Annotated in this window: 12 protein-coding genes and 1 tRNA gene; 2 read left to right on the forward strand and 11 right to left on the reverse strand. The window is 62.0% G+C overall.

Annotated elements, in window-relative coordinates; genetic code table 11:
• From FDY95_RS19845 to FDY95_RS19895, 11 genes are all read right to left on the reverse strand, one after another.
• Positions 1–1,691: beta strand repeat-containing protein (locus tag FDY95_RS19845; protein WP_212744937.1), on the reverse strand; the 1,691-nt coding region annotated here is incomplete at its 3' end.
• 283 nt (positions 1,692–1,974) lie between these two features.
• Complete coding sequence (locus FDY95_RS19850) at positions 1,975–4,797, reverse strand: T9SS type A sorting domain-containing protein (RefSeq protein ID WP_171025762.1); 2,823 nt, start codon at positions 4,795–4,797, stop codon at positions 1,975–1,977.
• A gap of 878 nt (positions 4,798–5,675) precedes the next feature.
• The gene (locus FDY95_RS19855; RefSeq protein WP_171025763.1) at positions 5,676–7,181 is read right to left on the reverse strand and encodes a carboxypeptidase regulatory-like domain-containing protein; all 1,506 of its coding nucleotides are present in this window, start codon (positions 7,179–7,181) and stop codon (positions 5,676–5,678) included.
• An 87-nt stretch (positions 7,182–7,268) separates the two neighbouring features.
• Entirely contained in the window at positions 7,269–7,658 is a 390-nt protein-coding gene (gene csgH / locus FDY95_RS19860) for a curli-like amyloid fiber formation chaperone CsgH (protein ID WP_138080279.1), read from the reverse strand.
• A 72-nt stretch (positions 7,659–7,730) separates the two neighbouring features.
• Positions 7,731–8,321 (reverse strand): hypothetical protein, encoded by a 591-nt coding sequence (locus tag FDY95_RS19865; protein WP_138080280.1) that lies wholly within the window; start codon positions 8,319–8,321, stop codon positions 7,731–7,733.
• A gap of 160 nt (positions 8,322–8,481) precedes the next feature.
• Positions 8,482–9,681, reverse strand: coding sequence for a hypothetical protein (locus FDY95_RS19870; RefSeq protein ID WP_138080281.1), 1,200 nt, complete (start codon positions 9,679–9,681; stop codon positions 8,482–8,484).
• 333 nt (positions 9,682–10,014) lie between these two features.
• Positions 10,015–11,448, reverse strand: coding sequence for a CsgG/HfaB family protein (locus tag FDY95_RS19875; RefSeq protein WP_138080282.1), 1,434 nt, complete (start codon positions 11,446–11,448; stop codon positions 10,015–10,017).
• A 66-nt stretch (positions 11,449–11,514) separates the two neighbouring features.
• Positions 11,515–11,952 (reverse strand): curli production assembly/transport component CsgF, encoded by a 438-nt coding sequence (locus FDY95_RS19880; RefSeq protein WP_246074089.1) that lies wholly within the window; start codon positions 11,950–11,952, stop codon positions 11,515–11,517.
• 34 nt (positions 11,953–11,986) lie between these two features.
• Positions 11,987–12,550 (reverse strand): CsgE family curli-type amyloid fiber assembly protein, encoded by a 564-nt coding sequence (locus tag FDY95_RS19885; RefSeq protein WP_138080283.1) that lies wholly within the window; start codon positions 12,548–12,550, stop codon positions 11,987–11,989.
• 380 nt (positions 12,551–12,930) lie between these two features.
• Positions 12,931–13,779 carry a glutamate racemase gene (murI, locus tag FDY95_RS19890; RefSeq protein ID WP_171025764.1) on the reverse strand — a complete coding sequence of 283 codons (849 nt, stop codon included), beginning with the start codon at positions 13,777–13,779 and terminating at the stop codon, positions 12,931–12,933.
• Between the two features lie 94 nt (positions 13,780–13,873).
• Positions 13,874–13,947, reverse strand: a tRNA-Ala gene (locus FDY95_RS19895).
• A 106-nt stretch (positions 13,948–14,053) separates the two neighbouring features.
• Here FDY95_RS19895 and FDY95_RS19900 point away from each other — a divergent pair.
• Together FDY95_RS19900 and FDY95_RS19905 are read left to right on the forward strand one after the other, a co-directional pair.
• On the forward strand, positions 14,054–14,293 hold the full coding sequence (locus FDY95_RS19900; protein WP_138080284.1) for a hypothetical protein: 240 nt from the start codon (positions 14,054–14,056) through the stop codon (positions 14,291–14,293).
• 376 nt (positions 14,294–14,669) lie between these two features.
• Positions 14,670–16,580, forward strand: coding sequence for an ABC-F family ATP-binding cassette domain-containing protein (locus tag FDY95_RS19905; RefSeq protein ID WP_138080285.1), 1,911 nt, complete (start codon positions 14,670–14,672; stop codon positions 16,578–16,580).
• Positions 16,581–16,679: the final 99 nt, after the last annotated feature.

A 16,679-nucleotide genomic window follows, 5' to 3' on the forward strand; every position in this document is an offset into this window, starting at 1 on the left:
GTAGCGCCCGTCGGCACCGTGGCCGAAATCGTGGTGGCGTTGGTCACGCTGAAAGCGGTGGCCGCCGTGCCGTTGAAGGTCACGGCCGTGGCCCCGGTCAGGTTCGTACCCGTAATCGTTACCACCGTGCCCACCGGGCCGCTGGTCGGCGTGAAGCTCGTTATGGCCGGCGCTGGGGTAGCGGAGGTTACTGTGAAAGGCAGTGCCGCCGAAGTACCACCGCCCGGTGCCGGGTTGGTTACCGTCACATTATAAGTACCTGCCGCCACTATAGCCGAGGCCGGCACGGTGGCCGTCAGCTGACCAGCCGATACGAAGGTAGTGTTCAGAGCTGCGCCGTTGAAGTTCACCACCGAAGAGCCCAGGAAGTTGGACCCGCTCGCCGTCAGCGTAAAGTCGGCGCTGCCGGCCGCGGCCGTGTTGGGCGAAATGCTGGTCAGCGTCGGGGCCGGGTTGGGCGCCGTCACCGTGAAGCTCAGGCTCGACGTAGCCGTGCCGCCGGGCGTGGTCACCGCGATGGTGCCCGAGGTAGCCCCAGTCGGCACCGTGGCCGTGATGGACGTGGCCGAGTTGACGGTGAAAGCGGTAGCGGCTGTGCCATTGAAGGTCACAGCCGTGGCGCCGGTCAGATTAGTGCCCGTAATCGTTACCACCGTGCCCACCGTCCCACTCAGCGGCGAGAAGCTAGCAATAGACGGCACCTGGGTAGCCGCGTTAACGGGTGCAAAAGCCACACCCCGGAAAACCGTATTGGCCGCCACCGTCTTAATCGTCACCAGCGACGAGTTCGGGTCGGGCGCCGCGTTGTAGCCCGTTACGTCGGTGGCCGAGTACAGCCCGGTCGTGCCGGTGGCAAACAGCGTAGCCGAGTTGCCCACGGCCTGCACGGTCAGCCCGCGCAGCCCCGCTGTCGAGGCAATGACACCGTTGTAGGTCCACGTACCGTTCACCAGCGAGTATTTGTTGATGCCGCCGCCCGCGCCCGAGCGGTCATCGGCCACGTAGGCGACATCGGGACCGGGTACCGTGGCATCCATGTCTACCAGCGCAAAGCCGTAGGGCGAAGGGCTGGTTCCGTTGCCCGGAATAACCAGCGTAGTGTTCTGGCCAGCCGTGGTCGGCAGGCCGGTGCCCACGGTATTCACCCCGATGTTCGTGCCCGAGCTGGAGGAAATGTAAAGCTGCCCGCCGTAGATGCCAACCGCGCGCACGTTGGTAGGCGCAGTGCTCAGCAGCGTAGAAGTAGTAGCGCCCAGCGTGGCGGAGCGCGTGCCGCCGCTACTGGTGGGCGAGCCAGTACCGGCCAGCCAGAAGCGCGTACCATCGTCGGTGGCTGCGCCGCGCGGGCTGCTGGCCAAGTAGGCATCCGTCAGCCCGGTCGAGGTGTCGATGCTGCCATTTACGTCGATGCGGGCCACTACCCGCGCCGCCGCCGAAGCCGTGACCGAGGTCGTGGCCGGCGCCGCGTCGTAGCCCACCAGCGTCAGGTAGCGCCGGTCCGTCGACAGGGCCAACATCCCCTCCGAAGTGGCGCTGGCCGTCAGCGTAAACTGTTTCTGGCTACCGCTGCCACTCGTCGGCAGCGCAATGCTCTGCACCAAGTTGCCATTGGGCGTGTACTCGTCCAGAAACACGGCCGCAGCTGTGCCGGAAGCTACGGCCGCCGTGCCGTCGCCCACGCGCACGACCACGAGGTTTCCGGAGGTGAAGGGTGCCGCTTGTAGGGAGAAGGTTCCAAGGGTGAGTAGTGCGGATAGGCAGCTCAGGTGCCACCTGCTGGTCCTCGCGGTTGTAGAAGTTGTTTTCACGGGCATAGAGCCATTAAAAGGTGGAAAGTCGGGTTATGCGGCACACCGAAGGCGCCGTCGTGGTCCGGGCTTCATACTGAATTCGCCGGGCCTGTGTTGCTGCCCAGGGCATAAAAAAAGCTCCCCGCCGGGGGCGGGGAGCTTTCTTCATAATCAGCAGTGCCGATTACTGCTTGACGATTTTCTGGCTGACTTTTTCGTCGCCGCTGCCAACCGTCACAATGTAAGTGCCGGTTTTCAGGCTGGTTACATCAAAGGCGCCATCCATGCCGAGCTTGCCGTTCAGGACCAGGCGGCCCATCAGGTCGGTTACCTGCACCGTAGCGTCCGAGCTGGCGCCGCTTACGCGGACGTTCAGCTTGTCAGCAACCGGGTTCGGGTACATCGACACTTCCAGCTTGCCACCGTTGCGGATGGATACGACCGGCAGGATGTGCGGCGTGCCGTCGGTGTCCAGCTGACGCAGGCGGTAGTACGATACGCCGGTCAGCGGCTGGGCATCCTCGTGGTTGTATTCGCTCTGGCTGGTGGTGTTGCCGCGGCCATCCACGAAACCGATGGTCTTGAATTCACGGCCGTCTTGGCTGCGCTGTACTTCAAATCCGCGGTTGTTTTTCTCCTGAGCCGTTACCCAGTTCAGGTGAGTGCGGCCGTTGCGCAGCTTAGCCGTGAACGATACCAAGTCCACCGGCAGCGGCGTCTGGGGCTGGTTGTTCGGCACTTTGTAGTTCTCAGCGTTCAGCAGGCCGTCGTCGTTGAATTCGAAGGCGAAGAAGTAGTAGTTCTCGCTCGAGTTCAGGTTGCCAACGGTGAAGCTGTTAGCTGCGCCGCTGAACACTACGAACGTGCCCGTGCTGGCTTCGATGGTCGTGCCAGTACCGTACTGGTAGGCGCCACCCACCGTCGTGCCGGGGTTGAAGTTCGACTTGTCCGTCGGGAACAGGCTCGTGGGCAGCAGCGTGTAAGTACGCGAAGCAATTACGAGGCGGTTCTGACCGTAGGTCGTGCCAGTGGGCGGGTTGCTCAGATCGAACGTAATGGTGGCCGTGGTGCTACCGGTAGGACGCACAATCTGTGCCGTCGATTGCGCCGTCGGTTCTTCTGCAATAGCGAAGCCCGTAGCGCGCCCGTTGCCGCTCAGCAGCATCAGCGGCTGGCCGTTGTTCAGCGCCTGGTTGGTGAAGGTCAGCTCTTGCGTAGCAGCACCAACGCGGGTCGGGGCGTAGCGCACCAGCAGGTTCACAATGCGGTTGCCGTCCATGTTGTTGAGCAGCGTATCCGCAAACACGTAGCCGTTGTTGACCGATTGGTTGGTGGGGTTGCCACCGTTCACAATGTCAAACTCGTACTGCGGCGTCCCAGCGGGGTTACGGCCAACGTCTTCCGTATCGTTCGGGAAGTAGAGGTTCAGCGGCCCGGTCAGCAGGAAGGTTTCCAGACGGATGGTCTTGGAGGCCGACTTGGTGTTTTTCACCGTAGCATCGCCGAACGAACCCAGGGGTTGCAGCAGGCGGATGGTCGGTTCGCTGATACCCGTCACCGATACGTCACGGTCAGGAGCCGGCGAGCTGGAGGCCCGGATCAGGGCGTTAACCGTCAGGGCTTGGTTGCCCGGCACGAAGCGCACGTAGATCGGCTGCTGGGGCACGTTGTTCTGCCCGTCACGCGTCAGCGTCACCGAGGTGAAGAAGTTCACGTTGTCCGTCGACACTTGGAAGTAGCTGCCGCTGGTACCGGCCGGGGTTACCACGATGTCCTGCAGCAGGTTGGTGCCCGAAATCAGGAACGACTGCGAAACCGAGAACGTGGCCGGACGGGTAGCAAACGTAAAGCTGTTGTTGGCCGGGTTCGTGATGGAAATATCCGACACGTTACCGTTGGAGGTAGCCGATACCGACACCGTCACCGGGGTAGCACCCGGGCTTGAGGCTTCAATCGTGCCAGCAAAGGCACCTTGGCCAATGGGAGCCACAAGGCGGACTTCCACAGTAATTGGCGTGATGGTACCACCCGAGGAGGCAATGACCAGCGGACCTGCTACGAATGCACCACCAGCGGAGGCATTACGCAGTTGAATGTTGGCATTCGACGGCGTCAGCGTAATCGGGTTCGTGCCCAGGTTGGTGCCACTCACCGTGAGGGTGCGCGTGTCAGCCGAACCGCTCTGCGTAACGTTGCCGAACGTAATCGTCGTCGGGTTGACGTTGATGGTGGCGCCCGTCGAGCCAGCTACGCCTACCCCGGTTACGTTTACCTGCGTGGTAGCATTATTAGCTGCTACTTGAATCGTTTCCGATTTAGTGCCAGCCGAGGCCGGCGTAAAGCGCACATCAACGGTTACGTTGGTTACCGTGCCGTTCGTGACAGGAATCGTTGCCGTCTGCCCGAAAGCGTTCGAACCGACCCGGACCTGGTAATTATTGGTTGCCGTAATGGTTACGTTGCTGTTGAGGCCGCTACCGTTCACCACGAAAGACTGCGAGGCCGTAGCCGTACCAACCGTGGCCGAGCCAAAGTCAAGCGGGTTCGGCGAGTACGTTACCGTCAGCGTGCCCGGAGCAGCCGTACCCGTACCCGAAACCGCTACGTTCTGGGTAGTAGCTCCAGCGCTGGCGAAGCTGACATTGCCCGAGTAATTTTGAACTGCCGTCGGGGCAAATACCACCTGCACCCCGGCATTCACCGCGCCGGTGCCGTTGCCAGTGTTGCCGCTGGTCACGGGTACCACCACTGATTGCTGGTACACGCTGCCGTTGTAGCTTACCGAAAAGCCAGTCGGAGCCGTTACAGTAACCCCAGCAGTAAGGGAAGTAGCCGTGATATTGAGCGTCTGGGGGCTGGAAGAGGTATTTACCGTTTGGTTACCGAAGGTGGCCGAAGGCGGGTTCACCCCAATGGTGGGCGTACCTTGAATGCCGGTACCCGTCAGATTGAAAGAGGTAGTCGTGCCGGTATCGTCCGAAGAGAACTGCAGGCTCCGGTTAGCCACCCCTGTTGCCGTTGGAGCAAACCGGGCATAGATAACCGTCGAGACGTTGCCGCTCGCATTCGGAGCCAGTTCCAAGCTGGTTTGCGGGTTGCTGAAGGTATTATCGCGGCTAAGTTGGTAGCGCGAACCTGGAATCAGCGTAACGTTGATCGGCTGAGTCAGCCCGGAACCTGTTACGGTATAGGATTTCGAGGCAGAGAACATGCCTACTGCCACCGTACCGAAGTTTTGTGGATCTGCCGGATCGGAAGACGTCACCGAAAACGACTGGGCATAGCCCGTGAGCGACAAGCTCAAGAGGGTGAAGAGTATCGCGCAGAGACGCTGCCAAGCAGGCCGTCGTGTGGCGATTAGGTAAGCGTTTTTCATATGAAAAGCGAGGAATGGTTACAAAGTGAGCGAGGGAAGGCCCTCAGGGGCTCATTACGCAGAACGTAATGGTTTGGATGATTGATTTCTGCTTTTATTATTGTAAGTTTCTTAGTCTACATCGGCTTTTAGGCTGCCTGAGAAGCGTGCGCCCGTTAACACATTTCATGCCACACAAAGGTGCGAAGCTATTTCCCATAAAAAAATTTGTTTTTCATATTCTCATGCCTTTGTAGTTTTTCATCACACAAATCATGGGCAGGAGACAAATATAAAAATACTTCTATTCATATACTTTTATAGCATTCGACTACTTAATAAACAAGAAAAGGTCAATATTTCGTTAAATATGACATAAAAAAACAGCGTTCATGCACAAAACTCCCAATTGACCCTATGTGCTTTAGTCCGGTTCCGGCGGCTATACGGGCAATGACCGAACTGGTTTACAAAAAAAGGCACTTCCTGACCGGAAGTGCCTTTGCATGTGTCGTGGTGTCGAGCTGGCATTACCGCCAGTCTGGACTGGCCGCATTCTGCAGCAACCGAACCCGATTGTTGCCATCAACGGCATCCATCACCCACACTTCAGGCGGCGTGATGTTGTCATTCGCTACATTGACAAAAATGATCTTGGCCCCGCTGGGCGAAAACCGAGGGTTGATGTCGTTCGTGCCAGCCGGTTTGTTAAGAGATAAGTCTTGTAGCCCCGTACCATCGGGTCGCTGCACCAGAATGTGGGCGTTCAACTGGCGCCCCGTGGGGTCGTCGATGCCGGCGAGGTCGCGGGTGTAGAGAATCTGTCGCCCATCTACGCTGAAGCTGGGAGAGTCCAGCCGGCCCGGCAGGTTGGCCACCACCTGGGTCAGCCCGGTGCCATCAGGGTTCAACTGGTATATCTCGGCGTCGTAGGCATTGGCCCCGATGGTCTGAACGACTATTTTATTGGCCAGCATCGACCAATCCAGCTCGCGGAAATGGCGGCCGGCGGGAGCGGTGGCTAGCAGCGTCAGCCCAGTGCCGTCGCGGTTGATGCGGTAAAGCTTGTCGTAGCGGGCATAAATCAGCTGCGAGCCGTCGGGGGACCAGTGATAAGCCAAGCCGTTGTTGTAGTACCCCTCTACCGGAATCGTGGTGATTACCTGCGCAGCGGAACCGTCGCGATTCATCGTGTAAATCTGGTACTGCCCAGTGGCATTGCTGGTGTAAGCAATCCGGTCACGTGTTGGGCATAGCTGGGGCGAGGTTTCGGTGAAGGCGCTGTTGGTCAGGCGCAGCAATATGCCGTTGGCTACGCCGTCAGTAGCATATATATCGGTATTGCCGTTGAGCAGGCGCGAAAACAAATAGCGTAGCTCAGGGAAGGTGCTGGTCTGGAAAGTCCACACGTCGCTGCGGGCGGTTTCGCCGGCGTGGTCGCGCACGGTCACCTGCCAGAAGTAGCTGGTGTTGTATTTCAGCCCGCTCACGGCCACGGTGGTGTCGCGGCTGTTGCTGAGCAGCTGCTGGCGCCCCGTCGAGCTGCCCTCGTAGAGCACGACGTCGTAGCGCAGGGAGTCGCCTTTGTCGGGGTCGGTGCCGTGCCAGCGCAGCGTCAGGCTGGTGGCCTGGCTGCTGGCGCCGTTGGCCGGCGCAGGTTGGTTGGGGGCGTTGGGGCGTTGGTTGGCGGTGGATTTCTCCATGCGGATTTCCACGCTGGTCACCGGCCCTTCGGCCACGTTCACGTTGAGCGTTTCGCTCTTGTAGTCGGTTTTGCGCAACGACAGCGTGTACTGGGCCACGGTCAGGTTGGGCAAAGTAAAGCGGCCCTCGTTGTCGGTGGTGAAGGACGACGTGGCCGGATTGGTGGTAATGACGACGTTGGGCAGCGGCGCGTTGGTGCGGCTGTCGCGCACGATTCCGCTCAGGCTGCCGTAGCGTGCGGGCTCAACGGTGTTTTCTTCGCAGGCGCTCAGCAGCAGGCACAGCGCCCACAGCAAAGCCCAGGCGCAGGACGAAGCAGGGTGACGATTCATGGTGGTGGAGAACATGAAGTAAGAGGCTTGATAACGGCCCAGAGGCGCTGTGGCGGGCAGCTCGGGGCTCATCGGGGAGCGGCGCCGCTAGGGAGCGGCGGGCAGCAGCAGCGAATCGGCGGCCAGGATGGCGCCCTGCTCATCGAGCACCCGCAGCCGCAGGCGGCAGGCGTCGTGGGCGCCTAGGTTCAGCGTGGTGCGCGAAAGCACGACGTCCTGGCCCGGCGCCGCCACGAAATTGCCCGCCTGGGCATTGCGCGACGAACCGCCGCGGCCTTGTTTCTCGGCGCGCAGCTCGTAGGTCCACCGGGCGGCGGCCGGCGCCCCGTTGTTGAGGCAGTGGCCGGTGATGGTCACGTTGTCGCCGCTGCGCTGCACTTCCAGGCGCGCCTGGCAGACGGGGGCATCGGCGGCGGTGGCCAGGCAGGCCGCAACGGCAGCCGCTAGTACGGAGGCATTCAGCATGGCTTCAGTCATTATATAAGGAGTAGAAGAAAAAGCAGCCCGACGTCGGCCGCGCAAGGTGCCGGAGCCGACGTCGGGTCACCTTCAGGGCGACACTCGCCCTTGCTCGATGGTGAGGCGGATGCCGTTGCCGACCATGCGCACCTCGTAGCCCGGGCCCGGCGCGGCACCGCTTTCGCGCTGCACCAGCTCGTTGCCGTTGCCGCGCTGCTCTACCAGGTAGCTGCGGTTGTCCAGGCTCAGGTCCTGTTGCAGCACGTTCTGGTTACCGCGCTGCCGAATTTCAGATTCGATGCCCGTACCGGTCAGCTGGCTTTCGGCCCGGTTGCCGGCTCCTTGCTGGTCCACCACGGTGCGGTTGGCCGCGCCGTACTGCCCGATGTCGGCCAGGTTGGCGGCGCCCGCCTGCACGATTTGCACCAGGTTGCCCAGCGCGGCGGCGCCGGCGTAGCGCTGCTCCACCGTGGCCTCGTTTTGCTGGCCCTGCTGCAGCAATCGGGCCGTATTGGGGCCGACAGTGGCGGCCGGGGCCATCGGCAGCCGCTCGGTACCCAAACGCTCAGCCAGCTGCTGCTCGTTGGAAATACCTTCCCGGTCGGTATTCTGCTGCGCCACCACCGGTAGCGCCAGGATGCTCAGCGCGCTGCTGAACACCGCCAAGGAGAGTGGTTTCATTGTGTGAATCGGATAACTAAGCAAGTCCGGAACGGAAGGCCGCCGCAGTTGGCAGTGGCGCAGCGCCACTGCCACGGGGCTGCTAACCCTGAAACCCTGCTCCGGCGGCGCAGGGCCGAACCGGAACAGGGTTTGCGGCAGCTAGCTCGCTGCGGGTTGGTTAAGGATGATCCTGGTGTACGTTAGCAGTGTTGTTGTTGCCATACTGCTCGATCGTGCTGTTCTGGCCGCTGGCACCCTGCCACACCTTGGCGCTGTTCTCGTTGCCAATCTGGGTCTGACGAGCAAGGTGGCCGTCCCCATCCTGGTCGATGTAGGCTTCGTTGCGGAAGCCGTTGGTGTACTGGTAGGCGCGGCTGTTGTTGCCTTCCTGCTCGATGGTCTGTTTGTTCTCATCGTTGATGATGACCTGCTCGGCGCGGTTGCCGTTGCCGCGCTGCAGTACGCTCGCCACGTTGTCGTCGGAGCCGCCGATGCCGATGGTCTGGGTCGAGTAGTTGTCGCTACCGGCCTGCAGGGCACGCGAATCGTTGCGGCTGCCGATCTGATCCTGCTCGGCGTGGTTGCGGTTGCCCACCTGCTGAATGCGCGCTAGGTTCAGGCTGTTGCCTTCGGATACGCGGCGCTGGCTCTGGCGGGCGTAGTTGTCGTTGCCGCCTTCCTGAATCACCGTGGCTTCATCGCCGATGGCTTCCAGTTGCTCCTGGTGCGAAGTGTTGCGGCCGCCGAGCTGCCGGGCGGTAGCGCTGTTCAGCGAGCCGGTCTGGTACTGCGTGGCGGTGTTGTCGCCGTCGATGGGCGTACCATCACCCTGCACGATGGTGGCCTGGTTCAATTCACCCAACTGGGTTTGGGTGGCGCTGTTCCGGTCGCCGATCTGGCGGGCCGAGGCTTCGTTGCCGCCAATCAGGCCCTGCGTCTGCGAAATGGTGTTGTTGCTGCCATTCTGCGTGCCCAGGGCGCGGTTGCCCAGCCCTGCCTGCGTCTGAGTAGAGGTGTTGCTGTTGCCGGTCGAGGTGATACGAGCGTCGTGATACAGGCCCACCTGGGTCTGAGTGGCCGTGTTGTCGTTGCCCGTCTGGGTGCTCCGGGCTTCGTTGTAGCGGCCGTTCTGGCTTTGCACGGCGTCGTTGCCGTTGCCGGTTTGCGTGCTCGTCTCGAAGTTGTAGCGGCCGTTCTGGCTTTGTTTCAAATCGTTGCCGTCGCCGGCCTGGGTGCCGTGGGCCTCGTTCATCAGGCCGGTCTGCGTCACGTCGGCGTTGTTGGTGCCGCCCGATTGCAGGAGCGTGCTGGTATTATTTTGGGCATGGGCGTAGCCTGCCGCTAGCAGTGCAGCTAGCATGAAAGTAATGCGTTTCATCGGTCGCGTTGGGGTTAGAGGGGAAATTGCTACGGGTTCCCTCCGGAGGAACAGTACAAATATATATTAGAATAATATCAAAGCAAGCTTCTGCGATAAAAAAAGTAAAATACTTTGAAGAAATAATCCTAGTAATCAAAACAGACCCTTGTATTAATCTGGTATGCTGACAGTTACCTTATTCGCAAGTCGCCCCTGGCTACGCTTGGTGCCCGTTTTTGTCCTGCCAATACTGGTATTCTAAAGAGCTGACTGGATTGCTCCGGACACGACAATGCCCGCAGTCTACGCTTGGGTAGCACCGCGGGCATTTCATATCACTGGGACTGGTGGTCAGGGTTTGGCGGGCGGCGATGGGGCGGCCGTTACGGTGCGGGGCACTCCAGCTTTCCGTCCCAGGTACCATACCACCCCTACCCTACCGGCCCAATAGAAATCATTGTACTTGCCCTGCACCATGCCATCGAGCCGGTCGGAAAGGTAGTAGTGGTTATCGACGCTGAGCTGCAGGCCGACCCGGTCGGTGGGCAGCCATTCGACGCCGGCACCGGCCAGCACGTGCGGAAACATTTCGGTGGCGCGGCCCACCATGATGCGGCTGCGGGTGGTAATGCCCGCCCCGGCAAACAGGAAGGGCGTCAAGCGCTCCTGCGGAAACAGGCGCAGGTGGGCGGCGGCTTCGGCGTAATTGAACGTTTCGCGGTAATACTCGCCGGCGGCCAGGGTGCTGCGGCCCAGGTTCACGGCGCCGCTCAGGCGGCGGTTGCCGCCGTAGCGCAGCGTCAGCTCGCCTCCGGGGCGGATCTGCGGGCCGCGGTAGTCGCCGCCGTAGCGCAGGGCGGCGGCGGTCAGGCCCAGGCCAAAGTTGCTGCGGCGCTCGTGCAGGGAGCGGCCCAGCACGTCGATGGTGGCGTTTTCACTTTTCTCGGCCAGGTATTCGGCCACGGCCCGGCCTTTGCGGTCGGCGGGGTTGCGCGGCACCCAGAGGCCCTCCAGCATGCCCTCGATGACCAGGGCCTGCACCGATTTCTCAATGGCTTCCTTCACGGCCATTTCCGTGGGCTCGTTGTAAGTGAAGCCGGTTTCGGTTTCCAGCAGGCGTTTGAAGTCCACAAACCGGAACAGGCTGGCATCGACCTGCTGCGAGAGGATGGTCTTGGAGGTGTAGACCGTCTTCAGAATCTGCCCGTTGCTGGTGCTGATGGCCCGCAGGTACACCGTCACGCGGTCCTGGCGGTACTGGCCCGAGGCCCCGGCCCCGAAGTAGCGCAGCCCGGCCCCGCCGGTCAGGATGTTGGCGTCGTAGGAAATAATACCGCCTTCCAAGATAACTCCAGCAAAGAGCAAAGGCGGGAGCGTGGGCTCTTTCTGGCCGGTAGCTTCCGAGTACTCGGCCCGGCTGCTGCGGATGATTTTCCGCTCGTTGAGCAGGTTGCCCAGGTTTTCGCGCTCGATAGGCTCAAACCAGCGCGAATCTTCCAGGGCGCGCAGCAGGATGCTGGTGGCGCCCTGGGTAATGGCCGTGGAGAAGCTGGAGCCGTTGGCCGTGGGCTTGTACTGCCCCGTCTGGTCGCGGAACTTGTAGACGGCTACTACCACCCGCTCGTCGGGGGCGGGCAGGCTGCGCAGCGTGGCGCTGGCGCGCACTTCGGCCCCCAGGCGGGCCCGCTCGGTGGCAAAGGGCTGGTGAAAATACGGCGCGCAGCCGGCTACCCCGGCCAGCAGCAACGCGGCGGCCGTCCGGGCAAAACGGGTGGGAATACGCATAGCGGTGGAGCAGGGCGAAAGCCGGCGCGTGGCGGCGTGGCGGCCGCCACGCGCTGGGGTAGAGAGTTACATGAAGGGGATGGTAATCGTCGTCTGGTTACCCGTGCCTGAGTCGGTAATCTGCACCGAGAGGCCGGTGCCGGTGGGCGTCACGTTCAGCTGGTAGGTGCCGATGGTGTAAGTGCCCTCCTTCACCGCGCCCTCGCCGAACTGCGAGGTAATGAGCTGGCGTGAGAGCTGCGCGAGAATCTGCTGGTTCAGGCTCTGCTCGAAGTCCTTCAGCGGGTCGCGCTGGTACAGGGACGACGAGGTGGTCTTGTCCTCGATGGTGTTCTGGGCCTGGGCCGAGCTCAGCAGCCAGGAGTAGTTGAAGGTGTTGCCGCCCCCGAAGGCCGGGTTTTTCGGCTCGTACACCAGGTCCTGCGCCGCGGCCGGCTGCCGCGAGCCCAGCACCAACAGGCCTAGTAACAAGGCCAGGCGCATAATCAGCGTAAAATGGCTCATGAGAGTAAGGTGTTTGGAAGGTGGAACAATAGCCTCAGAAAAGGCCTGACCCGGCTTGGTCGGCCCGTTCGAGTTGCTTGGTCACGGTTTGGGAGCGGAACAGGAAGTCGTAGGCCACGGCCACGGCCTCCTGGGCGGCGGCCTCCACCACCTCGAACTTGGGTTGCAGGGGCATTTCCAGCAGCTCGGTGTCGTTCACGTCCACGGCCACCAGGGTGCTGTTGCCGCGCCCGATCCGCTCCCGCAGGGTCACGGTGAAGTCGGTGGCGCCGGGCGGGGCCTCCCAGGTGGTGTAAAACACGTCGTAGAAGTCGTGGCCGGCTTTGGTAATCGTCTGATCTACCACCAGCCCCTCGATTTCGGTGGGCCGAAACCGGCGCGTCTGCGCCGAGTCGGCGCGCAGCAGGCGGCGCAGGGCTTCTTCCAGCTGCTTGGTCGATACGGCCTGTTCTCGCGGCGGGGCGGTTTCGTACGGCCGGGCGGCGGGCGGCGGGGCCGAAGTACCCGGCTTGGGCGCGGTCTGGGCCGGAGCCGGGTGGTGCAACAGGCCCAGCACGAGGCAACCGAGCGCAATCATCCAGGGCCGCCACCACAGCACAGGCGGTGGTGGCGGAGCAGTTTTAACTGTCCGTCGCATATGTGGTGGAGAAATGCGCGTGAGGGCCGTGGCGCGGACCGGTCAGGCGCAGTGAAATAAACTAATCCGAAAGGCTGCGGTTGATCAGAATACCAACAGCCTTACATCAACCAAATGTAATTAAATAAAAGTATCGTACAATAGTTTTGGTATAAAATATTGCTTAAAAGCAAATTATTTGCACTAAAACAGCAAATCCAGAATATTTCCCGGTATAGAGTCAGTCCGCGCCCGGCATTGACTCCCGGCCGCTGGCCCAAAAGCCCATCAGGAAACAACGGGAAGGGCAGGAAGCCGCCCTTGCTTGCAAGCAATGCCAAAAAGCTCCGGGCCCGCGGCGGCTACTCCCACAGGGGATAGTGTTCGAGGTTGACTTCCTGGCCGAAGAAAAGCCGGGTGCTTTCGGCAAACGAGGGCGTGAAGTCGGACACGTAGAAATGATGCTGGGGCGGGCGCACCGCCGCCGGAGCGGCCAGATCGTGCGCCTGCAGCAGCTCGCGCAGGGCTTCGGCCACGATGGCGGAGGGGTCGAGCACGTCGATCTGGCCCTGGTAATACTCCTCGATCTGCTCGCGGATGAGCGGGTAGTGCGTGCAGGCCAGCACCAGGGCTTCGATATCGGCCAGCGCCGGGTCCGACAGGTAGGTGTTGATGACGCTCTGGCTAACGGCGCCGCGCACGAAGCCCTCCTCCACCATGGGCGCCAGCAGGGGCGTGGCCAGGGCGTGCAGGCGAATGTCGCGGTCGAGGGCGTCGAGCTTCTTGCGGTACACGTTGGAGCCCACCGTCTGCTTGGTCCCGATCAGCCCGACCTCGCGCCCGGCGTAGTGCTGCCCGATGTGGCGCACGATGGGGTCGATGACGTTGAGCACCTGGGCCTTGGAGCCCACGTACTCGCGCACCAGCTCGTAGGCGGCGGCCGAGGCCGAGTTGCAGGCAATCAGGATGACCTTGCAGTGCTGGCGCAGCAGCACGTCGCAGATTTTCACCGAGTAGGCCTGAATGGCGGCCGTGCTCTTGTCGCCGTAGGGCAGGTGGGCCGTGTCGCCGAAGTAGACGAGCCGCTCCTGGGGCAGCAGCTGGTTGACGGCGCGGGCCACGGTGAGCCCGCCGATGCCGCTGTCGAACACGCCGATGGGGCGGGCGTCGTGCAGGGCGGGAGCGGCGGAGGCGGAAGCAGGGGCAGACATGGCGCCGAAGGTACGGCGGCGGCGCATTTCGGGCGCGCGGACAAAGCCAGTGCACGTAAAAAAACCGCTCGGCCGGGCAGCCAAGCGGGTTTCGTGGAGAATAACGGAGTCGAACCGATGACCTGTTGCGTGCGATGCAACCGCTCTAGCCAGCTGAGCTAATTCCCCGGATTTGGACTGCAACATACGGGCTTTGCGCAAGCGGCGCAAGCGGGAGGCCCGGTGGCTATTGCGTCGAAATGCGTATGTTGCTCAGCAAACCACATTGCTTTGTATGCTTCGAAGCGTCATTCTGGAGGAAATCGACCAGGCGCTGGCTCACTACGATTCCTCCCACGGCCGCCCCGTTGCCATTGAGCTGGGCGAGCGGAAATACACCCAGTTGGTGCTCGACGTGGCCAGCCTGCACCAGGACGGCGGCGAGCTGACCACCAATACCGGCCGCCCCCTGGCCTACCGCGGCCTGGAAATCCTGCGCGACGACGTGCACCGCGACCGGGTGCGCATCCTGTGACCACGGATTGGCTACGCCGAACTTCGTTTCGACGGATTTTTCGGATTGAACGGATTCGGGGACGATTGTGCAAGGCAGCTCACAGGCAGGCATTGCGCGCGAAGCAACCGCCGGAAGGTGTAGCGAATACTTCCTCATCGTAGCACCGCCGTCACAATACATGCAGACTTAAAGCCCGCACCACCTGAAACTACCGTTGCCGGTTTCGGGCGGTGCTGCTGGTTGAGCCGTCATGCAGCGGAAGGATTGGCTACGCCTTCCGGCGGTTGCTTCGACTACGCCTCACAATGACGACCAGTGAATCGTCGTCTACCATCGTCCCCGAAATCCGGGCAATCCGAAAAATCCGTCGAATCCGTGGTCTACCTTTGCGGGTATGAATCTGCTTTCTGGCGAAAATCTCTCTAAAAATTACGCGGACCGCTGGCTGTTTCGCGACCTGGGCTTCGGCCTGCAACAGGGGCAGCGCGTGGCGCTGGTCGGCATCAACGGGGCCGGCAAAACCACCTTGCTGCGCATTCTGGCCGGCCTGGAGCAGCCCGATACCGGCCTGGTGTCGGTGCGCAAGGGCATCCGGGTGGCCTTTCTGGGGCAGCAGCCACAGTTCGACGAGGAGCTGACGGTGGAGCAAACCATCTTCGCCTCGCAGAACGACACGCTGGCCGCCATCCGCGACTACGAGCACGTGGTGAACGACCCGAACCACCGCTCCGACGATTTGCAGCGGGTGATGGAGCAGATGGATGCGCTCAACGCCTGGGACTACGAGGCGCAGGTCAAGCAGATTCTGGGCCGCCTGGGCATCCTCGGGCCGCTGCTCGACCGTCCGGTGCGGCAGCTTTCGGGCGGGCAGCGCAAGCGCGTGGCCCTGGCCCGGGTGCTCATCGAGGAGCCGGAGGTGCTGATTCTGGACGAACCGACCAACCACCTGGACCTGGACACCATCGAGTGGCTGGAAAACCGGCTGGCCTCCCCCACCCTCACCCTGCTGATGGTCACCCACGACCGGTACTTCCTGGACAAGGTGGCCAACGAAATCGTGGAGCTGGACCAGGGCCGGGTGCACCGCTACCAGGGCAACTACTCCTACTTCGTGGAGAAAAAGGCCGAGCGGGAGCAGATGGAAGTGGCCGAGGTGGAAAAAGCCCGCAACCTGCTCCGCAAGGAATTGGAGTGGATGCGCCGGCAGCCCCAGGCCCGCGGCACCAAGCAGAAGGCCCGCATCGACGCCTTTTATGAAACCCAGGAAAAGGCCAAAACCAAGATTGGCGGCCCCCAGCTGGAGCTGTCGGTGAAAACCACCCGGCAGGGCGGCAAAATCATCGAGGTGGAGCACCTGCACAAGCAATTCGGCGACAAAGTGGTGCTGGACGACTTCAGCTACGTGTTCAAGAAAAAGGACCGCATCGGCCTCATCGGGCCGAACGGGGCGGGCAAGTCGACGCTGCTGAACATGCTCACCGGCAAGCTGCAGCCCGACTCGGGCACCGTGGACGCAGGCCAGACCACCGTGTTCGGCTACTACACCCAGAACGAGCTGGAGTTCGACGAGACGCAGCGCGTTATCGACATCGTGAAGGAGGTGGCCGAGGTGGTGGAAATGGCGAATGGCGACGTGGTGACGGCCTCGCAGTTCCTGCAGCACTTTCAGTTTCCGCCGGCCCAGCAGTACACGCTGGTAAGCAAGCTGAGCGGGGGCGAAAAGCGCCGCTTGCAGCTGCTGCGCGTGCTCATCAAGAATCCGAACTTTTTGATTCTGGACGAGCCGACCAACGACCTGGACATCATCACGCTGAACATCCTGGAGGACTTCCTGCTGAATTTCGCGGGCTGCCTGCTCATCGTGTCGCACGACCGGTACTTCATGGATGCGCTGGTGGAGCACGTGTTCGTGCTGGAGCCCGGCGGGCAGGTGCGGCAGTTCCCCGGCAACTACACCGACTACCGCGAGTGGCAGAAGGAGTATCAATCCGAGGAGTACGCCCGCGAACAGGCCCGCACGGCCAAGGCGGCGGCGGGCGTGGCCCCGTCGGCGGAGGTGAAGGCGGCGCCGGCCCCGGCCGGGCAGAAGCGCAAGGCCAGCTTCGCCGAGAAAAAGGAGTACGAGCAGCTCAGCAAGGACATCGAGCAGCTGGAAACCCGCAAGCAGCAGCTTATCACCCAGCTGAACTCGGGCAACGGCACGCACACCGAGCTGGCCGACTGGGCCGCCGAGCTGAAGCGCACCGACGCCGACCTGGATACGAAAGGGGAACGGTGGCTGGAGCTGGCCGACCTGGTCGACTAAGCGGCACGAATTCGCCGGATTCTACACGAAGGCCCGGGGCTTAGGCTCCGGGCCTTCGTGCGTTTTGGGGCCACGGCAGCCCGAAGCTTTGAAAGCCAA

Origin of the sequence: Hymenobacter jeollabukensis, from assembly GCF_005771675.1 — a bacterium.
Classification (GTDB): Bacteria; Bacteroidota; Bacteroidia; order Cytophagales; family Hymenobacteraceae; genus Solirubrum; species Solirubrum jeollabukense.